Origin of the sequence: Sphaerisporangium fuscum, assembly GCF_018531465.1 — a bacterium.
GTDB classification, from domain to species: domain Bacteria; phylum Actinomycetota; class Actinomycetes; order Streptosporangiales; family Streptosporangiaceae; genus Sphaerisporangium; species Sphaerisporangium fuscum.
The window spans coordinates 1-9,960 of sequence record NZ_JAHDTF010000071.1 but is presented as its reverse complement, the minus strand read 5'-3'; the positions used below and the strand labels follow the sequence as shown (position 1 = coordinate 9,960).

Below are 9,960 nucleotides of genomic sequence, written 5' to 3'. Positions count from 1 at the left end.
CCGGCGCCTGCGCTCGTGAGGCGCCGGACGGCCGGTGGGCCGCCGCTCGCCGGGGCGCCTGCGCAGGAAGCCGGCCCGCGCCCCGCGGCCGTGGCGCGCCCGCCTCGTCGTCACGCTGCCGCTGATCGCCGCGCTGCCGCTGGTCCCCGCGCTGCCGCTGGTCGCCACGTTCTCGCTGGTCGCCGCGTTCTCGCTGATCGTCGCCCTGGCGCCCGGTGCCGGACGGCGACGGCTCGGGCGCCGAGGACGTGGGTGAGGAGGAAGACGACGGCCCGGGGGACGGGGTGCCCGGCGGCGACGCGGACGGCGTCGCCGTGGCCCGCGCCTTCACCGGAGGCGGCGGGGGCAGCATCGAGTCCTTGGGGTCGCGCTGCGGCGCGCCCACCACCACCCCGAGCACGTCAAGGGCCGTGAAGTCGACGAACGGCCGGACGTAGGCCACCCTGGTCAGCTCCCCGGGCGTGGGCTCCACCCGCTCGATGACGCCCACCGGCAGGCCCGGCGCGTACGGCGTCCCCTGCTGCGACCCGAAGCTGACGATGCGGCGGCCGACGCTGAGCGGAACCTCGGAGTTCAGGAGGCGGAACCGCAGCAGCCGCCCCTCCGCCCCCGGGCCGAGACCGTTGACGACGCCGAGTTGATTGTTGCCTTCGAGCCGCGCCCCCGCCGTGGAGGCGGGATCGGTGAGCAGAACCACCGTGGAGGTGGTCGGACCGGCGTGCAGCACCCGCCCGACCAGCCCGTCGCCGTTGAGCACCGTCATCTCGGTCCTCACCCCGTCACCCGACCCCGCGTCGATCTCGACGGCGTCCTCGAATCCCGGGACCCCTCGCCGGGCGATCACCTGGGCCGCGACGACGCGATAGCCGCCGAGGCCGGAGAGCCCGAGCATGTGGGACAGCTCGGCCGACCTGTGGCGGTCGAGCGCCCGCGCGGTCAGCTCCTGCCGCAGCCTGGAGTTCTCCGCTCGCAGGGCCGCGATGCGCCGCTTGGACTCCGCAGCCGAGGCGAAGGTGTCGATGAACTCCCCGACCGGCCGCGTCACGCCCGTGCCGGCCCGCTCGGCCACGCCGAACACCGAGGCCGCGGCGGCGCGGACCGGCTCGAACAGGGAATCCTCGCGCTGCCGATGGTCGATGGTGATCAGGACGAGCGCCACCGCGAGCAACAGGCCGAGGATCAACCGCGCACGGCGGGTATCCCTCATCAGCGTCTCGGCTCCATCAGTGTCGAGGTTCCGGAACCAGCACCTGCTGCAGGGCCTCGAACTCCTCGACGCACTTCCCGGAGCCGAGCACCACCGAGTCGAGGGCGTTCTCCACCAGGTGGATGGGCATGCCGGTCTCGTCGCGCAGGCGGTCGTCCATGCCCTTCAGCAGCGCCCCGCCGCCGGTGAGGGCGACCCCGCGGTCCATGATGTCGCCCGAGAGCTCCGGAGGGCACTTGTCGAGAGTGGACTTGACGGCGTCGACGATGCACTTGAGCGGCTCTTCGGTGGCCTTGCGGATCTCGTCGGCGGACACCACGATCGTCTTGGGCAGCCCGGTGACCAGGTCACGGCCACGGATCTCGGCGTGGCAGTCGTCCTCCACGGGGCACGCGGAGCCGATCGCGATCTTGATCTCCTCCGCGGTGCGCTCCCCGAGCATCAGGGAGTACTCCTTCTTGGCGAACGCGATGATCGCCTGATCGAGCTCGTCGCCCCCGACCCTGATCGACTGGCTGGTCACGATGCCGCCCATCGAGATGATCGCCACCTCGGTGGTGCCGCCGCCGATGTCGACCACCATGTTGCCCGTGGGCTCGTGGACGGGCAGCCGGGCGCCGATCGCCGCGGCCATGGGCTCCTCGATGATGTACACCCGGCGGGCGCCGGCCTGGTACCCGGCCTCCTTCACCGCTCGCTGCTCGACGCCGGTGATGCCGCTCGGCACCGCCACGATGATGCGAGGCTTGGCGAAATGGCGGCGTTTGTGCACCCGCTGGATGAAATATCGCAACATGCGCTCGGTTACGTCGAAGTCGGCGATCACACCGTCCTTGAGCGGGCGTATCGCCACGATATTGCCGGGCGTGCGGCCAATCATCCTCTTGGCCTCGATGCCCACTGCCACGATCTTGCCGGTGGTCGTGTTGATCGCCACCACCGACGGCTCGTTGAGCACGATGCCGCGCCCGCGCACGTACACCAACGTGTTGGCCGTGCCCAGGTCGACGGCCATGTCACGGCCGAGGAACGCCAGCTTGCTGCCCATAGGGAAGGAGACCTTCCTTCAGGTCGTTCGCGAGAGATTACGATTCGCATTCGAATCGTAACGTGACGTACCCACTCCTGAGGGCAACGAGCCGCCCGGCTCGCAAAAAACTTGTCGTGCATCCGGAAGGTCAGGCAGGTCCCGACCTGCGCAAAAGGCCCCGGCGCGCGCCATGCGCCGGGGCCTTTCGTGATCGCCTTGCGGCGGCCCTTCGCGGGCCTGCCCACCACTCGCCCGGACCGCGGGGCTCCCTTGTGCGGGAGGCGTGGATCCTGCCGTACCTCGCCTGACCGCCTGGCTGCGCTCAGCCCGGCGGGCGAGGACGGGGCTCAGAAGCGGTCGGGGAAGAAGATCTTGACTTCGCGGGCGGCGGACTCCGGCGAGTCGGAGCCGTGCACGACGTTCTCGCCGATCTCCAGCGCGTGGTCACCCCGGATGGTGCCCGGCGCCGACTTCACCGGGTCGGTCGCCCCCGCGAGGGCGCGGAACGCCTCGACGGCACGCGGGCCCTCGAGGACCAGCGCCACCAGCGGGCCGGAGGTGATGAACTCGACCAGCTCGCCGAAGAACGGCTTCTCGGCGTGCTCGGCGTAGTGCGCCTTGGCCGTTTCGACGTCCAGCGTGCGGAGGTCCATGGCCACGACCTTCAGGCCCTTGCGCTCCACGCGGGCGATCACGTCACCGATGAGGCCACGGCGGACACCGTCGGGCTTGATCAGAACAAGCGTGCGCTCGGACACGAGTTGTCTCCTTCGTTGTGATCACCGGCCGCCGCGCATGACGGCCGACGATGAGGGGAAGCGTGTGCGCAGCTTACCGGGCCTCGGCCCCGTCGCCGTCCTCGCCGCCGCCCTCGGGAGAGCGGGTGGGCAAAGGGACCACCGGAATCATCGTGGTCCTGAAGTCAGCGACCGGCGACGACCCCTCCCTGTCCACCTTCTCATCCCCCGCGGGCACGTCCTCCGCGACGGCTCCCGCGGACGGCCTGCGCGGGGCACGCCGCGCCAGCACCGCGCCGAGCACCAGCATCACCACGACGGCGAAGCCCGCGACCAGCGCCCAGATGTGCAGCGCCCCGACGAACCCGTCGACCATGGCCTGCGAGGTGACCCTCCCGGACATGCTCACCGCGCGCAGCCACCCGACCTGGATGCCCGTGCCGACCAGGAAACCACTGAGGACGGCCGGGAAGCAGAGGCACAAGGCGTACAGGGCGCCGGGGAGACCGACCCGGCGCAGCGCCGCGGTGAGCGCGACGGAGGCCCCGGCGGCGAGCAGCGCGAACGGCACCACCAAGGGACCTCCGGAGACCGCGGGCACGACCAGGCGCACCGCGCACAGCCCCATGACCATCACGACGAGCCCGGCGCCGACGAGCCTGGGCACGTACGCCTCGTCCAACCGGACGGCCGCGAGCGCGGCGCCCAGCCCGGCCACGACGGCGACGCCGAAGGGCCCCCAAAGGCCGGACAGCCCGGGGCCGCCGAGGCCGCCCAGCTCGACGTAGGTCACCTGGGCGACGGTGGGGAGGACGACCAGGCCGGCGGCCACCATGACGAGCGCCGCCACACGGCCCCCCGGCCCGTCGGCACGGGACAGGGACGCCACCGCCAGCAGCAACGCGACCGCCGCGGCCGCGGCCGTCACGATCAGCCCGGACGGCCAGTCGAACGTCGAACCGACAGCGAGCACGGCGAGGCCCGCCGAAGGCCCGGCGGTCAGCAACAGACGCCGCCACCCACCCCACTCCCCGGCGACACCGCCCCCTGCGCCGGCCACGGCCTGCCCCTCACCCACCCCCGAAGTCCACACCCGCTGATCCACGATGTAACCGGCGTCCACCACCGTGTGACCGGCGTCCGCCGCCTTGTGATCCACACCACCCACCGTGTGACCGGCCTCCGCCGCGGTGCGACCCGCGTCCGCCGCCATGGCCCCCGCGGCATGATCCGCGCCACCCACCGTGCGACCGGCATCCGCCCGCGTGTGATCCGCGCCACCCACCATGCGATCCGCGTCCGCCGCCATGGCCCCCGCGACGTGATCCGCACCACCCACCGTGGGACCGGCATCCGCCGCCGTATGATCCGCGCCTCTCGCCATGCGACCGGCGTCCGCCGGCGCGTCCGCCACGCCGCGGTCCGGGCTCCCGATCATGTGATCGGCGCCCGCCGACCCGGTCCACCCGGTGTGATCGGCACTCCCCGCGACGTAGCCCGCGTCCGCCGACGTGCTCGGGGCGCCGTGAGGGGCGTTCGTCACGCCATCGTCCGCGTCCAGCGGGCCATGGCCCGCGTGCAAGGCTCTGTCATCCACCAGGGCTCTGTCATGCGCGACGGCCTCACCTCCGGAGCTCCCCCCATTCATGCGGGACAGCACCAGTTGGACGGCGGCCAGGGCGAGCGCGACGCCGGTCAGCATCGGGTACGGCTGCAGGGTGACCCGCCACGACGTCACCTCGGCGAGGGGCCACAGGGCCAGCGCCTGGGCCCCCAGCAGCCCACCCGCGAGCGCCGCCGCCCAGATGGCCACCAGGACACTCCGGCCGGCCCGGGCACGCTCCCAGCACGCCACGAACGTCGCCGGGACGAGCATGCCCGCGCCGACGCCGTGCAGCGCCCGCAGCACACCCACCGCCAGGGCCGACCCGGCGAGGCCTCCCAGCACATCGGCCACCGCGAGGAGCGCCAGCCCCGCCAGGAGGATCGGCGCCGCCTGGAACCGCTTCAGCACCGCCGACGCCACCGGCACCGTGCACAGCATCACGGGAAGGGCGAGCCCATGGGCTCGCAGGATCGCCACCCCCGCCATCTCGGGAGGAAGTAGGGCGGAGACGACGGAGATGGTGTTGGGAATGGCGACGACCGCCAGCGGAACGGCGATCGCCGTCACCAGCCCGACGATCACGTCGAGCACGAGGGACAGACGGTTGACCCGGCCAAGACTCGTGAGGCCCGCGGCCTGAATAGGGGGGACGGCCATACTGGCCGACTTTAGCGGTTAGTCACTCCCTCGACACGGCGAGCGACGAATATTGCCGTCACCCATAGCGCGGCGAAGATCACCCCGAGGAAGAACATCGTCGGCACCAGAAACCCAGTGGCGATGGCGAGCACCTGGATGACACTCCCGGCGACGTAGGCGAAAGGCCTCTTCAACATCCCGGTCACGACCACACACGCCACCGCGAGACCGAGGCCGACCGTGATGGCGACGCTCGGAGTGACACGGTTGACCATGATCGCCACAGGCGTGATCAGCCCGAGCACGATCGCCTCCATCCCGAGCACGCTGGCACACAGCCGCCGCATCCCCGGAGTGACCGTGATGTTCACGCCCACACTCCTTCACCTCGTTCACTCGGGCCCACAATCCGAACACGCAGGCCCACAATCCGACCGGTCACGTCATCACCCGACCACCCCAGCCCGCAACCCGAGCCACTCACGTCATCACCCGACCACCCCAGCCCGCAACCCGAGCCACTCACGTCATCACCGGACCACTCATGTCCCCGACCCGACCGCCCTTGCCGTCAAGCCGGCCACCCCGGCATAACCCCAGCGCTCAACCGCGCCGCTCACGCCCCATCCCACCCGACGCGGCCATCTCGGCCTCCAGCCGAGACGCGAGAGCGACACACCTCCACCGGCTTCACCGCCCGTCCAGTGCGGCGCGACTCGCTCCGGCAGACGCGAGCCCTGGCGTGGTGGGGGCCGCCTGGACAACGAAGCCTCGGAGGACGCGAGCCGTCGGGACAACGAAGCTCTCGGGCGGACGCGAGCCTTTCGGAGAACGAAGCCCAGGGCGGACGCGAGCCGTCGGGGGCACCGACGGGCGTCTTCCTGGGGGTGCTGTGAGGTCACTCTCACGCGGGGCCACCTGCTCGCAACAGCAATCGAGCGTCGCCGACGGTGACGACCGAGCCGGTGATCAGCACGCCGGCGCCGCTGAACTCCCCGGTGTCCTCCGCCAGGCCGATGGCCATGTCGATGGCGTCATCGATGCGCGCCGCCTGGTGCACACGCTCACTGCCGAAGATGCCCTCGGCCAGCGCGGCGAGCTCCTCGACATCCATGGAACGCGGCGAGGAGTTGCGCGTGACGACGATCTCCGTCAGAACGGGCTCGAGCAGCTCCAGCACACCCGCGACGTCCTTGTCGGCCATGACCGAGACGACACCGATCAACCGGCTGAACCCGAACGATTCCTCGACGGCCTGGACGACCGTCTCCATCGCACCTGGATTGTGGGCGGCGTCCACGACCACGGTCGGACCACGCCGGATGACCTCGAGGCGGCCGGGCGAGGTGACCTGGGCGAACGCTCGGCCGACGAGATCGCCCTCCAGAGGCTCGTCGCCCCCTGTCAGCGCCTCGACCGCGGCCAGGGCACACGCGGCGTTCCCCGCCTGGTGCTCACCGAAGAGCGGCAGGAAGACGTCTTCGTAGACGCCCTTGAGGCCCTGGATGCGGAGAAGCTGGCCGCCCATGGCGACCTCCCGGTGCAGGACCCCGAACTCCAGCCCTTCGCGCGCGACCGTGGCCCCCACCTCGGCGGCACGCCGCACCAACACCTCGGCGGCGGCGACCGGTTGCTGCGCCAGCACGGCCGTGGAGCCGGGCCGGATGATGCCGGACTTCTCCCGGGCGATCGCCTCGATGTCGGGACCGAGGTAGTCGACGTGGTCGAGCGAGATGGGCGTCACAACGGCCACCGCGCCCTCGGCCACACTGGTCGCGTCCCAGGTGCCGCCCATGCCCACCTCGATGACCGCGACGTCGACAGGGGCGTCGGCGAAGGCCGCGTAGGCCATGCCTGTGAGGGCCTCGAAGAACGAAAGCCTGCCCTGCTGCTGGTCGACGAGCTCCAGGTAAGGCCGGATGTCCTCGTAGACCTCGACAAACCGGTCCTCGCTCAGCGGCTCCCCGTCGACACTGATGCGCTCGCGCATGGAGGTGAGGTGCGGGCTGGTGAACCGGCCCACGCGGAGATTGCGCTCACGCAGCAACGCATCGATCATGCGGGCTGTGCTGGACTTTCCGTTGGTGCCCGTGATGTGAACGATGGGGTACGCCCGCTGGGGATGCCCCAGCAGATCCATCAACGCGTTGATCCGGTCGAGCGTGGGATCGATCTTCCACTCCACGCCCCGCTGCAGGATCGCCTTTTCGACCGCCTGGTATTCCACACGTGAAGCCTACTTACCGGCCCCCACAGTCCGTGCCGTGCCTCCGCCACCTGTGGATAACCCCGCGAAGCAGTGCTCGGCGTCGGCAACGTCTCTCCTTCGCCACCACCTGAATCAGCCATCGGCCGGGAACCGTCCACGCGTAGCGCAGAGAAGGTGCGGCTCCCCGGACGAGCCACGAATGTGGCGCCTGCCTCTCGCCCCTCCACCCCGGTGACCAGGACGTCTCCCTCCTGCAAGCGGTCAGGAAGTAAAGGGACGGACGATGCCGAGGCGAACTTTCGGGAGCGTCCGATTCTTGCAAGACCCACGGCTGCGGCACGAGCAGGATGAACACATGAACGTGACTCTCTCCGCCGCGATGGACTTCATGGCCGGACACGCTCGGCTGCTGGACCGCCGTCGCTTCGAATTGCTGATCGACCGGGTCGAACCCGCCGGCGTACTGGCGGCCCTGAGCGGCTACCGCAACCCCGACGGCGGCTACGGCTGGGGCTTGGAACCGGACCTTCGGTCCACGGAAAGTCAGCCTGGAGCCGCGCTGCACGCCTTCGAGGTGTTCGAGGACATAGCTCCCGCCACGGCCCCTGAGGCACGGGCGCTATGCGACTGGCTGGAGACGGCCTCCCTCCCGGACGGGGGGCTCCCGTTCGCGTTCCCTCTCACGGTCAAGGCGGGCACGGCCCCCTGGTGGAAGGCCGCCGATCCGACGGTGTCGGCCCTGCAGATCACTGCGGTGACGGCCGCCGCCGCCTGGCGTGTCGCCGTACACGACCCGGCCGTCGCCGCTCACCCATGGCTAGAGCGGGCCACTCGCTACTGTCTGGAGACCATCGACGCGATGGACCGGGCACCGTCCGCGTACGTCCTGGCCTTCGCGGTACGGTTCCTCGACAGCGTGTACGACAGCCACCCAGAGGCCGCCGACCTGCTAGGGCGGCTCGGCAAGTACCTTCCCGCGGACGGCCGGGTGCCGGTCGAGGGCGGCACCGAACATGAGGCGCTGCACCCGCTCGACTTCGCCCCCTACCCCGACCGGCCGTCGCGAGATCACTTCACTCCTGAGGTGATCTCGAAGGACCTCGATCGGTTGGCCTCGCTGCAACAGGACGACGGCGGCTGGGTCGTCGACTACGCCACGATCTCACCTGCCGGCTCCCTGGAGTGGAGGGGCCACACCACCCTCCGCGCCATCGAAATCCTCCGCCGCAACGACCGACTCTGACCGAACCCACGACGCGCGCAGAAGAATCCGCCGACACACCCGCTCTACGCCGACGTCGACTCCGCCACACTGCTGACTCGCCCAGCCGATGCCGTATCCCGCACAGGCCGCCCCGCGGCTAGACGTACGGCCGGTACCGGATTCACCGCACGTCCGCCCGCGGAGTGGGGCGTACGGGAGACGCACCTGCCTGCGGAGGCATGGCCCTGGTCAGCAGGCAAATACGAAAAGGGCCGACCACACCGTGGCCGGCCCTCACATCGATACCGCAGAAACCCTCAACGCCCCTGGACTGGACGGTTCCCCCTACCCCCACAGAGCCAGAGGAAGCCGGCCCTCAAGGCGGCGCACCTGGCCCCGCCCGGCCCCTGATTCCCCCGTTCAAAGCCTGACCAGCCCAACCCGCCGTACGACGGCGCCGACTTTGCCGTACGGTATCCCGCCGCCGCGGCGCCGATGAGAAGGCATCAGAGCCAGCGACGAGTGAAACGCCTCGGTGAAAGCAGGAAAGGCGAGCCGGTGAAGGTAGGGGGGCGGACCGGTGAATGGTGTCGGCCAGCGGTTCGGGAGGAGGAAACCCGGACGAGGTAACCCTCGGCCAGTTGTAGCGGCTCATTTCGTACGGGACCCCGAGGCTCCCGACAACAGCAGCGAAGTCCCCCGCCCTAGACGGTCGGTGGAGGGTCTCTGTCGGCCTGCCCGCAGAAAGCAGAAAGCGGCAGGGGCCACCCGAAGCCCTGTCAACAGCGGCGGAATCGCTGCCCGGACGTTTGGTGGACGGCCTGTCGATCATCTGGCCGTGCATGCCGAGGTCGCGGAACGTGCATCTGCTGGCAGAAACAGAAAGGGCCTCCCACGGCGTGGACGGCCCTCGGCCCTCGCATGAACCCGCCTCAACACCCGCAGCCGCGGATGCCCTCGCACACAGCGGTAGGGGCCACCCGAAGCCCTGCCGACAGCGGCGGAATCACAGCCCGGACGTTTGGTGGACGGTCGGCCGGCCTGTCGATCTGGCCGTGCATGCCGAGATCGCAGATCGCGCATCTGGCGGCAGAAACAGAAAAGGGCCGCCCACAGCATGGACGGCCCTCGGCCCTCGCACGAACCCGCATCAGCACCCGCCGCTGCGGATGCCTCTCCCTGCGGATACCCCCACACAGCGGTAAGGGCCACCCGCTTGGCGGGTGGCCCTTACCGTATGAAAAATTTGTCCGGCGGCGTCCTACTCTCCCACACCGTCCCCGGTGCAGTACCATCGGCGCTGGAAAGCTTAACTTCCGGGTTCGGAA

General features: G+C 70.4%; 7 protein-coding genes and 1 rRNA gene. 1 reads left to right on the top strand and 7 read right to left on the bottom strand.

Annotated elements, in window-relative coordinates; all coding sequences use genetic code 11:
* From mreC to KIK05_RS46135, 6 genes are all read right to left on the bottom strand, one after another.
* A partial coding sequence (gene mreC / locus KIK05_RS46160; RefSeq protein ID WP_214417293.1) for a rod shape-determining protein MreC occupies positions 1 to 1,207 on the bottom strand: 1,207 nt, incomplete at its 3' end.
* Positions 1,208 to 1,223: 16 nt separating this feature from the next.
* The gene (locus KIK05_RS46155; RefSeq protein ID WP_214417292.1) at positions 1,224 to 2,255 is read right to left on the bottom strand and encodes a rod shape-determining protein; all 1,032 of its coding nucleotides are present in this window, start codon (positions 2,253 to 2,255) and stop codon (positions 1,224 to 1,226) included.
* A gap of 329 nt (positions 2,256 to 2,584) precedes the next feature.
* Positions 2,585 to 2,995, bottom strand: a complete 411-nt coding sequence (gene ndk, locus KIK05_RS46150; protein WP_214417291.1) for a nucleoside-diphosphate kinase — start codon at positions 2,993 to 2,995, stop codon at positions 2,585 to 2,587.
* A 73-nt stretch (positions 2,996 to 3,068) separates the two neighbouring features.
* Positions 3,069 to 5,237 carry a hypothetical protein gene (locus tag KIK05_RS46145; RefSeq protein WP_214417290.1) on the bottom strand — a complete coding sequence of 723 codons (2,169 nt, stop codon included), beginning with the start codon at positions 5,235 to 5,237 and terminating at the stop codon, positions 3,069 to 3,071.
* Positions 5,238 to 5,248: 11 nt separating this feature from the next.
* On the bottom strand, positions 5,249 to 5,590 hold the full coding sequence (locus KIK05_RS46140) for a DUF4233 domain-containing protein (protein WP_308250438.1): 342 nt from the start codon (positions 5,588 to 5,590) through the stop codon (positions 5,249 to 5,251).
* A 533-nt stretch (positions 5,591 to 6,123) separates the two neighbouring features.
* A complete protein-coding gene (locus KIK05_RS46135) occupies positions 6,124 to 7,446 on the bottom strand; it encodes a bifunctional folylpolyglutamate synthase/dihydrofolate synthase (RefSeq protein WP_214417289.1) in 1,323 nt (440 codons plus the stop codon).
* 337 nt (positions 7,447 to 7,783) lie between these two features.
* On the opposite strand from KIK05_RS46135, the gene KIK05_RS46130 reads away from it, so the two are divergent.
* Entirely contained in the window at positions 7,784 to 8,671 is an 888-nt protein-coding gene (locus tag KIK05_RS46130; RefSeq protein ID WP_214417288.1) for a hypothetical protein, read from the top strand.
* A 1,209-nt stretch (positions 8,672 to 9,880) separates the two neighbouring features.
* Here the strand turns inward: KIK05_RS46130 and rrf are convergent.
* A 5S ribosomal RNA gene (rrf, locus tag KIK05_RS46125) occupies positions 9,881 to 9,960 on the bottom strand; the annotation flags it as partial.

What these genes read in the sequence shown, in the direction of transcription:
- KIK05_RS46145 (WP_214417290.1), bottom strand. Translation starts at nt 5,237, where the DNA reads ATGGCCGTCCCCCCTATTCAGGCCGCGGGCCTCACGAGTCTTGGCCGG.
- KIK05_RS46130 (WP_214417288.1), top strand. Translation starts at nt 7,784, where the DNA reads ATGAACGTGACTCTCTCCGCCGCGATGGACTTCATGGCCGGACACGCT.
- KIK05_RS46155 (WP_214417292.1), bottom strand. Translation starts at nt 2,255, where the DNA reads ATGGGCAGCAAGCTGGCGTTCCTCGGCCGTGACATGGCCGTCGACCTG.